Raw genomic sequence first — 16014 nt, forward strand, 5'->3', positions numbered from 1 at the left:
AGGGCGAGCCCTCCCTTATAACGATTACTCGTGAATCGTAGAGCCAGTGATGATCACTTCTTCAAGAGGAACATCTTGGTGCATGCCCATTGAACCAGTGCTCACACCTTTAATCTTGTTAACGATGTCCATGCCTTCAACAACTTCAGCAAATACACAGTAACCCCAACCGTCCAGGCTCTCTGAGCGGAAGTCTAGGAAAGTGTTGTCGTTTACGTTAATGAAGAACTGAGAGCTCGCTGAGTGCGGTTCCATAGTACGCGCCATAGCCAAAGTACCCACTTTGTTGCTAAGACCGTTGTTCGCTTCGTTTTTGATTGGAGCACGAGTTGCCTTCTCTTTAAGACCAGACGTCATGCCACCACCTTGGATCATGAAACCGTCGATAACACGGTGGAATAGCGTGTTGTCGTAGAAACCATCGCGGCAGTATTGTAGGAAGTTTGCACTTGTTTCAGGTGCTTTCTCTTCGTTCAATTGAATCTTGATGTCGCCGAAATTAGTGTGAAGGGTGATCATGATGAATACCTATTCGTGTTTTTATGTTTGAAGCCATGATTCTAGCCTAACTCACTGTACAAGCAATAGTTGAAACACGTATATCGCGAATAAAAGGAATGCTTTTTGTTCAGTCTGGTCTAAGTTGGCAAAAAACTCCCTCGAAAACCTAAGATTTCTTCGCTTAATCGCTCCATTCTGTGAAGCTTTATGGTTATAATCGCCGATACATTTTAAACGTAATAGTTCAGATAGAGATCATGTTAAAAATATACAACACACTGACGCGACAAAAAGAGGAATTCAAACCTATTCATGCTGGTAAAGTCGGCATGTATGTCTGTGGGGTCACTATTTACGATCTCTGTCACATCGGTCATGGTCGTACATTTGTTTCTTTCGACGTGGTATCTCGTTACCTTCGTTACGTAGGTTATGATCTCACGTTCGTGCGCAACATTACCGATATCGATGACAAAATTATCAAACGTGCAAACGAAAACGGTGAGTCATGTGATTCACTGACAGAGCGCCTTATCGGTGAAATGCACGCTGATTTCGATGCACTGAACATGAAGCGCCCAGACGTTGAACCTCGCGCAACAGAATTTATCTCAGAGATCATCGCATTGGTTGAAAAGTTGATCGAGCGTGGTTTTGCTTACGTGGCGAGCAATGGCGATGTCATGTTTGAAGTGGGTAAGTTTGACGAGTATGGCAAGCTATCTAAGCAGGATCTTGACCAACTGCAAGCTGGTGCTCGCGTAGACGTTGAAAGCGCGAAACGCAGCCCGCTTGACTTCGTGCTTTGGAAAATGTCTAAGCCAGGTGAGCCTACTTGGGAATCACCATGGGGCGCTGGTCGTCCAGGTTGGCATATCGAGTGTTCAGCGATGAACTCTTCTATTCTTGGTGACCACTTCGATATTCATGGCGGCGGTTCGGATCTTCAGTTCCCGCACCACGAAAACGAAATTGCTCAGTCATGCTGTGCACACGATACTCAGTACGTGAACACTTGGATGCACAGTGGCATGGTGATGGTCGACAAAGAAAAAATGTCTAAGTCGCTAGGCAACTTCTTCACAATTCGCGACGTGCTAGGTCACTACGATGCAGAGACGGTTCGTTACTTCCTAATGTCTGGCCATTACCGCAGCCAGCTTAACTACAGTGAAGACAACCTAAACCAAGCGCGCTCAGCACTAGAGCGTCTGTACACGTCGCTACGCGGCCTTGATACAAAGGCTGAGCCTACAGGCGGTGAAGAATATGTGACTCGCTTTACGACCGCAATGAACGATGACTTCAATACCCCAGAAGCGTACTCAGTGCTGTTCGACATGGCTCGTGAAATTAACCGCCTGAAGACGGTTGATCTGGCAGAAGCAAGTCAACTTGGTGCGCTAATGCGTGAGCTGGCTGATGTGATCGGTATCCTCCACCAAGACCCTGAGTCTTTCCTGAAAGGCGATGCGGGTAATGACGATGAAGTGGCTGAGATCGAAGCGTTGATCAAACTACGTAATGACTCTCGTGCTTCTAAAGATTGGGCGAATGCCGATCTGGCTCGCGACAAACTGAACGAGTTGGGTATCATCCTTGAAGATGGCCCAGAAGGCACGACTTGGCGTCGTAAATAATTGTTATCTAGCCCTTGCTTGCAAGGGCTTCTTTTTAGTTTCAGATTTGGTGTAACACTTTGGCTCAGATGTACTTCTATTACTCGGCGATGAATGCGGGTAAATCGACAACACTTCTTCAATCTTCGTTTAACTATCAAGAGCGCGGCATGACGCCACTTATTTATACAGCAGCACTAGATGATCGCTACGGCGTCGGTAAAGTGAGCTCTCGTATTGGTTTGCAATCCGAAGCGCAACTGTTTAAATCGGATTCAAACCTGTTTGATGAAATCGCCGCTATTAATGCAGAGACCCCAAGACATTGTATCTTGGTTGACGAATGCCAGTTCCTAAGTAAAGAACAGGTGTATCAGCTTACCGAAGTGGTCGACAAACTCAACATCCCAGTGCTTTGCTACGGCTTGAGAACTGACTTTTTGGGCGAGTTATTTGAAGGTAGCAAACACCTTCTTGCTTGGGCGGATAAATTAATTGAGCTTAAAACCATTTGTCACTGCGGTCGCAAGGCCAACATGGTGATTCGAACTGACGAGCACGGTAAAGCTATCGCCGAAGGTGATCAGGTTGCGATTGGTGGCAACGATAAATATGTCTCTGTTTGCCGTCAGCACTATAAAGAAGCGCTTGGTAAGTAACTTTCCACAGTAATTGAAAGGGAGCCGGTGATAGGCTCCTTTTTCTTATCTGCAAAAACGTATTAGGACACTGCAATCAAAGGGCGTCTAAGGTACTTTGGTACTTAAAGTGGTAGCCAAGACTTTGTAGTTTGTCGCTGGAAATCGTTTTATCAGGTACCGAGTTGACCAAGTTGAGAGACGTGTCGAGTCCTGCCGCTCTCAACGCAGCTCGATAGAAAGTGACTTTGTCACAAGAGCGTGGAGTTGTGGCATTGACGACGCTTGCGTCGATATGTTCTAGCGCAAACACCACTGATCCAATGGCATCGTCTAGATGCAGCATGTTTGCTGTTGCTTGGTCGCTCACGCTCTTGAGTTTGGATGCAAATCTTGAAGGGTGTCTGTTAGGACCAAACAAGCCACTGCAACGAACAATCGCATAATCGAGTGTGGAGTTGCGGACATATTCTTCTGCGGTCAACATGATGATAGCTTTGGCGCTAAAGTCATCTCTGCCTTTCGCAGTCGGAAGACGAGCCATATCCTCGGTCATTATCTCAGCGCGATCTGGGTACACAGAGGTCGAACTGACCATGACTAGCTTTTTGACGCCTGCACTCTTGGCCATGTTGCAGAGTGTCTCCCATTGAGAAGCGTACAAGGCTCCGCCACCTGTGCGAAATCCGGGCGGGAAACAACCGATGATGGTTTCGACATCAAGATTGATAAGTTGATTGGTGACCGCAAGCTGTTTGTCTTCGCTGCTGAGCTCTGAAAGGTTTAGCGCAATTGCGTTTAAGTCAGCTTGTTCCAGTTCATTGACGCCTTCAGCTGTCGTGCGTGTAGCGGTAACGTTATAGCCTTTATTGATGAGTGATTTGGCGAGTGGAAGTCCTAACCAGCCTGCGCCAACAATTAGTACTTTATTCTGATTCATGCTAGCCCTCCTGGAAATTTTGCTTGAGTAGTTCTCTTAATCTGCGATGACCAAGATCCTTACTCTTACTTGAGTGTTGAATAATGCTGACGTTAATGATTGCTGATACCTTCTCAAACTCTACAGGGACTGGGATAATTTTTCCTTGCTCAATGGCACTTTTTGCCAGGTAACTCGGTATATAAGTCCAACCAAACCCAGCAATGCACCACTCTAGGAGCATTTGATAGCTGTCTGAATACCAAATATCTGGGCTCAGTGCTTGTTGTACATTACTTGATTTTGAGTTCCTTGAGCTAATACAAAGCTGTCGGTGGAGGCTGAGTATCTCCAAGTGAGGAGCTACCGTCTTAGCGAGAGGGTGGTCGGTCGCAACATAGATATCAAATTGCATAGAGCCGATGCTCTCAAAGTCGAGCGAGAAGGGTATAGATAAGTCTTCGTGGACCAGTGCCGATGTCGCCCTCCCAGTTTGTACCATCTCTATCGCGTCGTTACTTGAGGCAAAGAGAACCTCTAGCTCAAGCCTGGGGAACTCCTCAGATAAAGTACGGATGATGGGTGTGACGCGGTCAAAAGGAATACCTTCATCAATAGTGAGTACTATAGGTTGTATGTCTTTTAGAGTGAGACTGTCGACGCGCTCGGTTAGCCGATTATGTTGTACCATGGCAGCCTTGGCATAAGGTAACAGCTTTTCTCCTTCTTCCGTTAACACAGGATATCGACCTCGACGATCGAATAACTCCACTCCACAATCGATCTCAAGGTTCATAATATTTTGGCTAACGGCGGATTGTACTTTGCCAAGTTTACGAGCTGCACCAGAAAATGAGCCGGCCTCAACTGTGGTGATAAAGGCTTCGATTTGTTCAACACTTAACATATCAGTTATCCTGATGTGACCTAACTTTCTATGAACTTAAGCTTAATTGATAATGCACTAATTGCTAGTCCTAAATACTGAATTAGGTGTTAAGTATATGAGTGTAAAAGAAAGGCTTTTCCATGCAGTACTGTTTGAATTAACTGCACTTTCTATCATTATTCCTGTTGCCTCCATTGCGACAGGGACAAAATCCCTACAAATGATGATCATTGGTGTTGGGATGAGTGTTTTTACCGTTATCTGGAACTACGTGTATAACGTACTGTTTGATCGGTTGGTACCCGGAGAGCGCAGTGAACGCAGCATGATGACAAGAGTCGGTCATGCACTCGGTTTTGAGGGGGGATTGATCATTTTTACAATCCCAGCAATAGCTTGGTTGTTACAGGTTTCTTTGTTGACTGCACTGATTATCGAAGCGGGCTTTTTGGTGTTTTTCTTCTTTTTTACGGCTGCCTTCAACTGGGCATACGACAAATGGACCCCTTACAGACGCTGCGTATCATGGTGGCAAAGAGATAAGAAATGCCCGACAAACTAGTTGGCGGGCAATGCGATCATTAATGCGCGTAACGAATGGCGTTGTCGATGATGTTCGTCGCATTGTTGGTATCGATGTGGCTTTCATTGCCTTCAACGCGAATGGTAAATCCAGTTTCATTCAACAAAGATGATGCATACTCAACGGGGATTAGACAGCGCACCAGTTGGGTCAGCCCGCGATTACATTGATAATCGATATAATCAGATAGATTGATTTGCTTGCCATCAGCAAAGGTCATCTCGATGCAGTTCGCGTCTTTGACAAGTTCTGCGACAAAGTCGAGTGAGACGTTAATAAGATCGGCACTCGGCGTTTTGTGGATTGAAATACTCTTGACAAGGTCAAGGTTACATCGCGCCTCTGCGACATGTCCGTAGTGAAAGTTATGTAAGACCCAGTAACCAGCAGTCAGTGTTTCACGATTATATTGATTGTTGTCCATCTTATCTTCCTCGAACGATTTACTGACACCTATGTTACTTTTTCTATAGTAGATACATAAGTAACAAACTAGAAGATACTATTTTAAAACAGGATGTTACAGGTTATTTACTGCGTAATTCTGTAATTAGTAATTGGCAGTGTCTAAGAGGAGGTATGTCAGCGGTTGGCGCAACGAGTCGGGAAGGAGGCAAGGTACGTTGAATCCGATGAAAAGTGGCAACGGGTCGCCGCTACCACTCTTCTATGTCTATGGTTAACTATCTATGAGCTTAGCACTCGTAAAATCTTATCAGCGCACTCTGCTACTTCAATCCCTTCATCCGTCAAGTATCCACCATCAGGCAATGTGCATAGTCCTTTGTCATAGAGTCTTTGGACTGCTTTTTGCATGTCTTCACTCGCGTCATGGTGAACTTTAATTCCCGTTGCCGCACTGCTGATATCGAATTGCAGTAATAGGTTCATCTCGGCGAGATGGTCTGGCGTGAATTTCATAGATTTGCCTCTTGGTTGAGATTCTTCAATCAACATAGTGCTGTTTTGCACTAATGACAATCGCAGATTGAATAAAGTGTTAGCTTGCGCCGCCTTCTGGTAATGAATCGTAATATTTTACTACTAAGTGAATGAATTATAACCAGTTAGACCTTGTTGACATGTTCTTTACGACGCAATTTGAATATAGTGATATGTTTTGCTGGTCGTTGGTTGACGAGCAAGTGTAAGGGATAGTCGTCCCTGTTTAGGAGAGTAGATGTCTACACGCAAATCAATGGTTGTATTGCTGTGTGCACTAGGTGTTGCCTCGTGTGCAAGTACTCCTAGTGTAAACGACGCTAGGGCAAATCTGAGCCCAGAGGAATTACAACAGACTCGTGGTAAGGAATATGAACAATTATCTGCGACGTTTGATTATTGGGCGAAAGCACTTGAAGGTGCTGAGTCGCTAAGAGTGTACGCACCGGAAAACTATCGCGAGATGATGTCGTCGTGGAAAAGTGCACATGCCCTTTTCGTTGAAATAAGAAAAGATCCCAATCAGATCGATGCAAAGCATTCAGTATTTTCGAGCGAGACCTATGCGGTAGGATTCCGCGATCGTATCAATTCAGTCGAATACAACTACAAAGCGATCCAAGGCTTGAAGAAGCAAGCGGACGAGTTGTTGGCGCCTGCGATGACAGAAATGGCTTACTTGAACAGTATTGAGGCAAGCCGCTATTTTAAACATGCAATGAATACCATGAATCGTGATTATCAGCGCCTGTTTGAGCATTTGGTCGTATCAGAGGTCGAACATGCCTCGAGCGCTCAAGACCGATTCTTAGTGAACGCAAAAGCGCTCGAGATTCGAGTTATTGATGCGAAATACGTGAAACCGTTGCAAGAACAACTCGCAAAGTTAGCGAGTGCGAAGTATAACATTCTTGCTCCTGTCAGTTATGGGTACGTTGAGCAGGGTATTAATGAGCTCGCCGAGTTTGTTACTCAGTCTCCCCGCGCATTTACTGAAATCGATGAACAAGTGGACCGTATCCAGTTTCAGTTCCGTCGTCTAGAGTCTGTGGTACAAGAGGTGACCAAGCTGATTAATGTTGAGAAGTCTCAATACGAACCATTTGTACTGGAAGCCGAATCTCGAATGTATCGGATATCATCTGCTGCAAAAGGCAATGATTATCGCGATCAGTCTCTCTCTGCGCAATCAAATCGAATCGCGCACGATGTTGAGCGATTGAGGGCAGCCGATAACACCGAGGCACTAAAGAAAGAAAATGCCTTGTTGAAGCAGCAAATTGCCTTGTTGCAGCAACAGCAATCAGATGGCTCAGTGCCTTCTGAGAAAGCTAAAGCTGCTCAAAATACGGCGGCTGAGAACCGAGCAGAAATTGAAGCGCTGAAAAAGCTCGTTTCAGCTTTGCAAGAAAAAGCTGAATAGGCGGCCACCCCGTATAAATAGCCTCCTAGAAAGCGTCGCGATAGCGGCGCTTTTTTTTGCTTTACGCAAGTGAAGAACGAGGGCGTGAAGCGCATTTCTTTCACTCCTCGGTGAGTGAAACAGCTCAATTATGGGAAATAACATTTAGCCTGAAAATAACGCTTGATTTATTGATTGATCGGAGTGATTATCCGCGCCCAATTCTAATTGTAACCAGATATGTAAGAGCAAGATGGAAATCAATCAATTTGACGCGTTGTTGCCACCTCAAATGGCGGAGCGCGCGGCAGAAGCGGGCGTAGGCAAAGCGACAAAAGATCCAATGAAATCTTTTTTACTGGCTATTACCGCCGGTTTGCACATTGGTATCGCGTTTATTTTCTATACCACAATTACCACAGGCGCAGGCGATTTACCTTGGGGCATTACTCGGTTCCTGGGTGGACTTGCTTTTAGCTTAGGTCTGGTACTCGTTATAATCACAGGTGGCGAGCTTTTCACCAGTTCGGTCCTTACTCTAGTTGCGCGAGCTAGCGGCAAAATTACTTGGGGTTCGCTGTTTAAAAACTGGCTGGTGGTTTATCTGGGCAATATGCTTGGTGCGCTGTTCTTGGTAGGTATCATGCTTACTGCAAAGCAGTATATGTTTGATGGTGGGCAAGTGGGTCTAAATACCATGCATATCGCACAACATAAACTGCACCATGATTTCTGGCAGGCAGTTGCGTTAGGCATCATGTGTAACGTATTGGTTTGTGTGGCGGTGTGGATGACGTTCAGTGGTCGCACGCTGACGGATAAGATTATTGTTATGGTTTTGCCCGTTGCCATGTTCGTTTCTGCTGGTTTTGAGCACTGTATTGCGAACATGTTCCAAGTACCAATGGCCATTGGCATTAAGAATCTTGCTTCGCCAGAGTTTTGGCAGTCTATCGGCTCGACGCCAGCAGAGTTTGCCGACCTCAACTTGATAGGATTCGTGGTGAATAACCTGATCCCTGTGACACTAGGAAACATCATTGGTGGCGGTATATTTGTCGGAATGCTTTACTGGCTTATCTACTTGCGCGATTAACCTTTGGAAACCATTTAAAAAAGGGCGTTGTCGCCCTTTTTTACTATCGCCAATCCGTTGTCAGTGGTGTTGACCCTTCGCACCAAATCTCGGTCGGGATAATATCGCCAACTCGCTCACCAGATTCTGTCAGTGCGTCGGGGGTACTGATTAGCCAATTACGACCAACATCTTCCTGCTCTTGCGTCATTTCTAACATACTTGCTTCCTTGATGTGACGTGATAGTCGTTTGCGAGTATCGGTGAACATACCGTTACTGCGCATCTCAGTTGTTGGTAATTTAACCGCTTAGCGTGACAATCTTATGACGATGCACTCAGATAACCTTGATCTTGAGGATCAAATTCCCGAAATACAAACAAATAATACTAAACTCAACTACTTGGTTATCCACATATCCTGTGGATAACCTGGTTTAAAGTTAGTGTGTAACCATGATCAAGCCCCTGTTATGACTGATCAAGCGGGCGAATTTTGGGCTTTCCGCTCGGTTCAAAGCCACGGTGTACGACGAGGTTTAGGCACACTGTAATTGAGATGCTCATCATTACCCAGATAGCCACCATGATCACGAGCTGATATTTGATCGCAACAACGGGACTTGCTCCGCCTAATATTTGACCAGTCATCATTCCTGGCAGTGAAACTAACCCGGTTGTTGCCATGGTGGCGAGGATTGGTGCTAGAGATTTTTGAAGCGACAAACGAATGAAAGGTAAGGTTGCCATAGGTATGGGAGCACCTAGCGAAATGGCGGCCTGATACTCACTCCAGCGACTCTCAAGCGTGCTGTAGAAGTTTTGCAAGGCGACGATATTACCGCCCAAGCTATTTCCCAATAACATACCAGAAAGGGGAATCGCATACTGTGCACTGTAAAATGGGTCTGGTTGTACTGTAACCAAACAAAGTAGTGCTAGAACAGGGAGCAACCCGATTACTAATCCGACGACAACAAAGCCAACAATGGGTTTTCTCGGTAGCTTCGACTTCGTGGCGATAGCATTGGCCCCGACTAATATCATGACTGCGAGCCAGAGCAGGTTTACGACTAAGCTATTCAAATAGAAAAGATATTCTAGATAGAGCCCGACTAAAGCCAGTTGAACGGTCATTCTAATCAAGCCCACACTCGCGTCTTTGCCAATCCCCAGTTTGTAGTAGTGATTAATGGAAAATGGGATAACTAACGTTGTGGCAAACAGCAATATTTGCCACCAAGTGATGTCGACGACGTCTTGCATGAAAAGCCCTGACCTCTACTAAATGGGTAGAGAAAGTGTACTTAAATTTTCCCTTTCAATCACGCAATTCATAGATGCTAAATGCAACAAATATATAACATTTCTGGTTTCAACCTTAAGTCTACGGTTTGCAATTGCATGTGAATTACATGTGCTACAAGCAAGTAATGTTGCGATAAAGTGACTATAGTTACACATTGGCAACAGTATTAATTTTTCATATCTGTTCATAAATTTACACATCGATTTTTAATTGAATACAAGTCTGGATGAACTCAAAAAACTGTTGAATAACAAGGGGTGGGCGAGCGGAATTGATTGAACCTTACTATTGGTATGGTTTAGCATTTTCCCATAGATGTTTTAAATAATTGAGCGTTCCTAGCGGAATGTTCGCGTACTGGACAACATACAAAATAGGCAAATGTATGAGTGATGTTAACAAAGTAGAAAGTGCGGAAAAGCACGGGATGGAGTGGAAATCGTTTTTCTTCATCTGTGCCGTATTCTTCCCTCTGTTGAGTGTGGCTATCGTGGGTGGCTACGGATTTATTGTTTGGATGCTCCAAATGTTCGTGTTTGGTCCTCCTGGTGTACACGGCTAATCCCGTAATCGACATTCAATCAGCAAGTTTCAAGAGAGTTAGTCATGAAATCCTTTTTTTATTAAACTTTGGCGCACTATCACTCGCCCGGCTGTTCATATCAGCCTAGGTGTGTTGACCGCTGGTGGCTTCATTGCGGGTATCGTGTTCTGGGGTGGTTTTAACACTGCGCTAGAAGCAACCAACACCGAAGAGTTTTGTATTAGCTGTCACACGATGCGTGACAACGTATACGTAGAACTGCAAGAGACGGTTCACTGGAAAAACCACTCTGGCGTGCGTGCAACGTGCCCAGACTGTCACGTACCCCACAACTGGACCGATAAAATTGCTCGTAAAATGCAAGCTTCGAAAGAAGTGTTCGCGCAAGTTTTCGGCGATCTAGATACACCTGAGAAATTTGAAGCGCGTCGCCTAGAGCTAGCGCGTCACGAATGGGATCGTTTCTCTGCGAACCAATCTCTAGAGTGTAAAAACTGTCATAACTATGACTCGATGGACTTCGAATTAATGTCACCAACCGCACGTATTCAGATGAAATCAGCGGCAGAGCGTGACCAAAGCTGTGTTGACTGCCACAAAGGCATCGCACACAACCTACCAAAAGACATGGCAGCAGCGAGTGGTATCGTTGGCGACCTAGAGCAAGTAGCAAACAGCACTTCTTACTCAAAAGGTAACTCGGTTGTTTCTATTCGTCACTTGCCTCTATACACAGATGAAACAGGCACTACGGAAGCAGGTCTATTGAGCCCTGCGAGTAAAGTAGAAATCTTGGATGTGAAAGGCGACATGATCAAAGTTGAGATTGACGGTTGGCGCAAAGCGAAAGGCTTTGGTCGCGTTATCCAAGAAGAGTTTGGTCAAAACATTTCGACTGCAATCCTTACTCGTGAAGTTTCTCAAAGCGCTGACGTAACCGTTGGTGAGAAGAAAGAAGACGAGCTAACAGGTTTGCCTTGGGAAGAAGTGGCGGTTGACCTATGGATGAAACAAGAATCTATGGTTACTGACTTCACTCCAATTTGGAGCGCAGCAGGTGAAGCGTATGTAACGAACTGTTCTACTTGCCACACACAGCCTGATGTGGCGCACTTTAGTGCAAACGGCTGGGTAGGCATGCTAGACGGTATGATCGCATTCGTTAACTTCGATACAGATACAGAAGCCTTAGTTCTTAAGTATCTACAGAAGCACTCTTCAGATTACGCTGAAGGTCACCACTAATAAGACGTCAATTGGAGTTATAAAATGGCAATTACAAGAAGAAGCTTCCTTAAAGGCGTTGCAGGGTCGAGTGCAGCAACACTAATCGGTCCTAGCCTGTTGGCGTCAGCATCTGCAAGCGCCGCTGAAACCGATGGCACCTGGAAGGTATCTGGCTCACACTGGGGCGCGTTTCGCGCCCGAGTTTGGGGTGGTAAGGTTCAAGAAATCAAACCGCTAGAAGTTGATAAATACCCAACAGACATGTTGGATGGCATTAAAGGTATTATCTACAGCCCTTCACGCGTTCGTTATCCAATGGTTCGCCTAGACTGGCTGAAAAAGCACAAGTACGCGGCTGAGACTCGTGGTAACAACCGTTTCGTGCGTGTGACTTGGGACGAAGCATTAGATTTGTTCTACCGTGAGCTAGAGCGTGTTCAGAAAGACTACGGTCCATGGGCCCTTCATACAGGTCAAACAGGTTGGCGCCAAACCGGTCAAATGCATAGCTGTAACAACCATATGCAACGCGCTATGGGCTTACACGGCTACTCTGTGAAGAAAGTGGGTGACTACTCAACAGGTGCTGGTCAAACAATCCTTCCGTATGTTTTGGGTTCAACCGAAGTATATGCACAAGGCACGTCTTGGGAACTGATCCTAGAGAACAGTGACAACATCATTCTCTGGGCAAACGACCCTGTGAAGAACCTTCAGGTTGGCTGGACATGTGAAACGCACGAGTCATTCGCGTATCTAGAGCAGCTAAAAGAGAAGGTCGCTAAAAAAGAAATCAACGTTATCTCTGTAGACCCTGTGAAGAACAAAACACAGCGCTACCTAGGCAACGAACATCTTTATGTGAACCCACAGTCAGACGTAGCATTCATGCTAGGTATGGCACACGTACTGTATAACGAAGATCTTCACGACAAAGAATTTATCGATACTTATTGCCTAGGTTTCGATGATTTCATCAAGTACGTTCAAGGTGAAACTAAAGACAAAGTTGAGAAAACGCCAGAATGGGCAGCTGAAATTTGTGGCGTGTCTGCTGACAAGATCCGCGAATTCGCTCGCATGCTGGTTAAAGGTCGTACACAGATCTTGTTTGGCTGGTGTATCCAACGCCAAGAGCATGGCGAACAGCCATATTGGATGGGTGCGGTACTTGCTGCAATGATCGGTCAAATTGGTCTACCTGGTGGCGGGGTGTCATATGGTCATCACTACTCAGGTATCGGTGTACCGTCAACTGGATTCGCAGCTCCTGGCTCATTCCCGTTGAACATCGATCAAGGACAGACGCCTAAGCATACGAACCAAGATTTCAACGGTTACAGCCGTGTAATCCCAGTAGCTCGTTGGGTGGATGCGCTGCTTGAGCCGGGTAAGAAGATCAACTCAAACGGTTCTGTGGTAACGCTTCCTGACGTGAAGATGATGGTGTTCAGTGGTAACAACCCTTGGCATCACCACCAAGACCGTAACCGTATGAAGAAAGCGTTCCGTAACCTTCACACGGTTGTGTCTATCGACTTCGCTTGGACGGCAACCTGTCGCTTTGCGGATATCGTGCTGCCTGCATGTACTCAGTTTGAGCGCAACGATATTGATGGCTATGGTGCATACTCAGGCCGCGGCCTGATTGCGATGCACAAGCTAGTTGACCCATTGTTCCAGTCGAAGACAGACTTCGACATCATGACAGAGCTAACCGCTCGCTGGGGCCGTTCTGACGACTACACTCGTGGCATGAACGAGATGGAGTGGGTTAAAACGCTTTACAACAACTGTAAAGAAGCGAACAAAGGTAAGTTCGATCTTCCGGAATTTGAAGAGTTCTGGGAAAAAGGCTTCCTAGACTTCGGTACAGGTAAACCTTGGGTACGTCACGCTGACTTCCGTGAAGATCCAGAGATCAACGCACTAGGTACACCTTCTGGCTTTATTGAGATCACTAGCCGTACTATCGGCAACATGAACTACGAGCATTGCCAAGAACACCCAATGTGGTTTGAAAAGTCTGAGCGTTCACACGGTGGTCCAGGTTCTGACAAACACCCATACTGGCTACAATCTTGCCACCCGGACAAGCGCCTACACTCACAAATGTGTGAGTCGGAAGAATTCCGTGCAACATACGCGGTTCAGGGTCGTGAGCCTATCTACATTAACCCTGAAGATGCGAAATCCAAGGGTATTAAAGATGGTGATCTAGTTCGCGTGTTCAACGATCGTGGTCAGCTACTGGCTGGTGCGGTTGTGACCGATAGTTATGCTGCGGGTGTGGTTCGTATCGAGGAAGGTGCTTGGTATGGCCCGCTAAACGAGAAGATTGGCGCGCTGGATACTTACGGCGATCCAAACACGCTTACGCAAGATATCCCATCTTCTGAGCTAGCACAGGCAACATCTGCGAACACTTGCTTGGTGGACTTCGAGAAGTTCACTGGTAAGGTGCCGCCAGTTACTGCGTTTGGTGGTCCAATCGAGGTCGTATAACGTCTCGAAGTGCCAACTAGAACACAAAACCCATCGGTAACGATGGGTTTTTTTTTACCTAACAATATACTCAATATGTATAGGACAAAAAGATTGAGTAATAATGACCGAGTATATTCCTGTCTCTCCAGAGCTTGATGCTCTAGCAATAAACCCACATATTGAGGTGCGCCTTGATGGCAAGGAACTGACGTTCCATTATCAAAGCGTTCTTATCCAATCTTTACCTACTCGAACGCCTCTCGTGCGATTTGAAAATCAGATTGAGGCCAGTGCACAGCTATTGGGTGATGGCTTTCAAATGCTGTGTCAAACCACGGGTAAAGTCGGCGCACTGGTCGATGTTGGACGCTGCCCAGATAATAATGAAAGCTATAGAATTTATCCGGTGGATGCACCGCAGCGATTTTACAACTACCTAGTGATAGAGCAGTCGACTGGCTTTCAGCTTTATGGCTTTACCTCATGCCATCGCTTCGCTGGTTTTTTTGAGGTTGAGCAAAATGGTCACAGCCTAGATGTGGTTGCCTGCCTCGATGGTGAGGACAGTGAACCACAACACTGGGAGAGTAATGCGCTAGAGTCTCTAGTTGTGATTCATGGTAACAGCTTAGAGACTATCTATGCGCAATATGCAGATTGTATAGCGAATCACCACCCGGCTAAGCAAGGGGTGAGTCAAAACAGTCCAATTGGCTGGTGCTCTTGGTATGCCTATTATGCCGAGGTGACCAAGCAGAACGTCATCGACAACACCCGTGTTATGAGTGAACAGATGACTGACCTTGAGTGGGTGCTGCTTGATGACGGATACCAAGCCTTTATGGGTGATTGGCTATCGCCTTCAGACAAATTTGAAGGTGGTGTTCAATCAGTGATAACCAGCATTAGAGAGCAGGGCAAAAAAACCTGCGATTTGGATGGCTCCCTTTATTGCTCAGGCGGAGTCGGACATCTTTAGAGATCATCCCGATTGGTTTTTAAGACATCCATCTGGTGAGTTACTTAAAGCTGAGGATGTTACCTATGGAGGCTGGCGCTGTACCCCTTGGTATATTTTGGATGCGACGCATCCAGAGGTTCAGGCGCATCTCACCAAGGTAGTAAAAATAATGCGCGAAGAGTGGGGGGTAGAGTTATTTAAACTCGATGCCAACTATTGGGGGACGCTAAAGGGGTCTCGATATCAGCGCGGTGCGACAGGAGTCGAAGCGTATCGCTTGGGTATGGCTGCGATCAACGAAGGTGCAGGCGATGCCATAGTGCTTGGCTGTAACGCGCCTATGTGGCCATCCTTGGGGCTTGTTGATGCCATGCGCGTCTCCGATGATGTAGAGCGCAATATTCATCGTTTCGAGCAGATAGCGAAAGAAACGTTTTATCGCAGTTGGCAGCATCAACGCCTTTGGTTGATTGACCCTGACTGTGCCACCTTTACGTCTTTACCGAATCAAGGTACCGACCGCCAAGCGTATGAGTTCCACCGTGATGTGCTGCTGGCCTCAGGTGGACTGTTGCTATCGGGAGATCCACTACCAGAGCTGACACCTTTTGCACAAGAGACGTTAATGCGCTTAGTCGCAAGGCAAAAGCAGACCAATAACGCCTCTGTATTTACCTCATTGTCACTTAATCATTCAACACTCAAGTTGTCAGAAGAAAGAAGACTGCATTGCTTGTTCCACTACGATGATGATGTCAATGAGTACACGCTAACGACAGAGTTTCCAAGTGATTGGTACGATTTCTGGACAGGAGAAAAGCTCAATGATGATCCGATGCAGATTCAAATAGTCCCCGTAAATCGAGGACTAAGTAGCCGAGCGATTGTGTCGATCGTTCATCTGTCTGACGACTAGAA

Annotated in this window: 15 protein-coding genes and 1 pseudogene; 9 read left to right on the forward strand and 7 right to left on the reverse strand. The window is 46.1% G+C overall.

Annotated elements, in window-relative coordinates; genetic code table 11:
* Positions 1–24 precede the first annotated feature (24 nt).
* Entirely contained in the window at positions 25–519 is a 495-nt protein-coding gene (locus AC6I8Y_RS05850) for a peptidylprolyl isomerase (RefSeq protein WP_042474457.1), read from the reverse strand.
* 239 nt (positions 520–758) lie between these two features.
* Between AC6I8Y_RS05850 and cysS the strand changes: the two genes are divergently transcribed.
* Together cysS and AC6I8Y_RS05860 are read left to right on the forward strand one after the other, a co-directional pair.
* Entirely contained in the window at positions 759–2141 is a 1383-nt protein-coding gene (gene cysS, locus AC6I8Y_RS05855; protein WP_498021047.1) for a cysteine--tRNA ligase, read from the forward strand.
* Positions 2142–2200: 59 nt separating this feature from the next.
* Positions 2201–2779, forward strand: a complete 579-nt coding sequence (locus tag AC6I8Y_RS05860) for a thymidine kinase (RefSeq protein ID WP_042474462.1) — start codon at positions 2201–2203, stop codon at positions 2777–2779.
* A 76-nt stretch (positions 2780–2855) separates the two neighbouring features.
* On the opposite strand, the gene AC6I8Y_RS05865 is transcribed toward AC6I8Y_RS05860, so the two are convergent.
* On the reverse strand, positions 2856–3698 hold the full coding sequence (locus AC6I8Y_RS05865) for an NAD-dependent epimerase/dehydratase family protein (RefSeq protein WP_498021048.1): 843 nt from the start codon (positions 3696–3698) through the stop codon (positions 2856–2858).
* A 1-nt stretch (position 3699) separates the two neighbouring features.
* On the reverse strand, positions 3700–4584 hold the full coding sequence (locus tag AC6I8Y_RS05870) for a LysR family transcriptional regulator (protein ID WP_042474468.1): 885 nt from the start codon (positions 4582–4584) through the stop codon (positions 3700–3702).
* Positions 4585–4681: 97 nt separating this feature from the next.
* On the opposite strand from AC6I8Y_RS05870, the gene AC6I8Y_RS05875 reads away from it, so the two are divergent.
* Positions 4682–5128, forward strand: a complete 447-nt coding sequence (locus AC6I8Y_RS05875) for a PACE efflux transporter (RefSeq protein ID WP_252014113.1) — start codon at positions 4682–4684, stop codon at positions 5126–5128.
* A 19-nt stretch (positions 5129–5147) separates the two neighbouring features.
* Here AC6I8Y_RS05875 and AC6I8Y_RS05880 read toward each other — a convergent pair whose 3' ends face one another.
* Positions 5148–5573, reverse strand: a complete 426-nt coding sequence (locus tag AC6I8Y_RS05880) for a hypothetical protein (protein WP_498021049.1) — start codon at positions 5571–5573, stop codon at positions 5148–5150.
* Between the two features lie 263 nt (positions 5574–5836).
* The gene (locus tag AC6I8Y_RS05885; protein WP_042474566.1) at positions 5837–6070 is read right to left on the reverse strand and encodes a TIGR02647 family protein; all 234 of its coding nucleotides are present in this window, start codon (positions 6068–6070) and stop codon (positions 5837–5839) included.
* 259 nt (positions 6071–6329) lie between these two features.
* Here AC6I8Y_RS05885 and AC6I8Y_RS05890 point away from each other — a divergent pair, with 259 nt between their 5' ends.
* A complete protein-coding gene (locus tag AC6I8Y_RS05890) occupies positions 6330–7514 on the forward strand; it encodes a hypothetical protein (RefSeq protein WP_498021050.1) in 1185 nt (394 codons plus the stop codon).
* 232 nt (positions 7515–7746) lie between these two features.
* A complete protein-coding gene (gene focA / locus AC6I8Y_RS05895; RefSeq protein WP_042474480.1) occupies positions 7747–8589 on the forward strand; it encodes a formate transporter FocA in 843 nt (280 codons plus the stop codon).
* Positions 8590–8632: 43 nt separating this feature from the next.
* On the opposite strand, the gene AC6I8Y_RS05900 is transcribed toward focA, so the two are convergent.
* Complete coding sequence (locus AC6I8Y_RS05900; protein ID WP_498021051.1) at positions 8633–8788, reverse strand: hypothetical protein; 156 nt, start codon at positions 8786–8788, stop codon at positions 8633–8635.
* A gap of 251 nt (positions 8789–9039) precedes the next feature.
* Positions 9040–9834, reverse strand: a complete 795-nt coding sequence (locus AC6I8Y_RS05905) for an ABC transporter permease (RefSeq protein WP_498021052.1) — start codon at positions 9832–9834, stop codon at positions 9040–9042.
* Positions 9835–10262: 428 nt separating this feature from the next.
* On the opposite strand from AC6I8Y_RS05905, the gene torE reads away from it, so the two are divergent.
* The 4 genes and pseudogenes from torE to AC6I8Y_RS05925 all read left to right on the forward strand — a co-directional run bounded on the left by torE (position 10263) and on the right by AC6I8Y_RS05925 (position 16012).
* Positions 10263–10439: a trimethylamine N-oxide reductase system protein TorE gene (torE, locus tag AC6I8Y_RS05910; RefSeq protein WP_042499363.1), complete on the forward strand. Its 177-nt coding sequence runs from the start codon at positions 10263–10265 to the stop codon at positions 10437–10439.
* Positions 10440–10499: 60 nt separating this feature from the next.
* Positions 10500–11666, forward strand: coding sequence for a pentaheme c-type cytochrome TorC (torC, locus tag AC6I8Y_RS05915; protein WP_498021439.1), 1167 nt, complete (start codon positions 10500–10502; stop codon positions 11664–11666).
* A gap of 24 nt (positions 11667–11690) precedes the next feature.
* A complete protein-coding gene (gene torA, locus AC6I8Y_RS05920; protein WP_234494047.1) occupies positions 11691–14153 on the forward strand; it encodes a trimethylamine-N-oxide reductase TorA in 2463 nt (820 codons plus the stop codon).
* A gap of 103 nt (positions 14154–14256) precedes the next feature.
* Positions 14257–16012 (forward strand): annotated as a pseudogene (locus AC6I8Y_RS05925) (glycoside hydrolase family 36 protein).
* Positions 16013–16014 lie beyond the last annotated feature (2 nt).

It is taken from the genome of Vibrio sp. KUL78 (assembly GCF_059725505.1).